Source organism: Streptomyces shenzhenensis (assembly GCF_021462265.1).
Lineage (GTDB): Bacteria > Actinomycetota > Actinomycetes > Streptomycetales > Streptomycetaceae > Streptomyces > Streptomyces shenzhenensis.
This window is the reverse complement of record NZ_JAJONF010000204.1, coordinates 1-463: the sequence shown is the minus strand read 5'-3', so window position 1 is coordinate 463 and position 463 is coordinate 1. Positions and strand designations below refer to the sequence as shown.

Below are 463 nucleotides of genomic sequence, written 5' to 3'. Positions count from 1 at the left end.
CCGCCGAGAAGACGGCGATCATGAACTTCGTGAAGGCCGGCGGCGGGCTGTTCATGATCTCCGACCACACCGGCGCCGACCGCAACAACGACGGCTACGACGCGGTCGAGATCCTCAACGACCTGATGACGAACAACAGCGTCGACTCGACCGACCCGTTCGGCTTCTCGATCGACTCGCTGAACATCAGCTCCGGCTACCCCGCCGCGATCAGTGACAGCAGCGACCCCGTGCTGAACGGCTCCTTCGGCACCGTCACCAAGAGCCTGATCGCCAACGGGACGACGGCGACCCTCAAGCCCTCCGACAACGCGAGCGTCAAGGGCCTGGTGTACCGCAGCGGCTACTCCGGGAACACCGGCGCCTTCTTCGCCACCAGCACCTTCGGCAGCGGCCGGGTCGCGTTCTGGGGCGACAGCTCCCCGATCGACGACGGCACCGGCCAGTCCGGCAACACGCTGTA

The 463-nt window shown here is 66.3% G+C and carries 1 pseudogene; it reads left to right on the top strand.

From position 1 onward, the window contains the following. Positions 1-463, top strand: a pseudogene (locus LQ326_RS47470) (hydrolase); the annotation flags it as partial.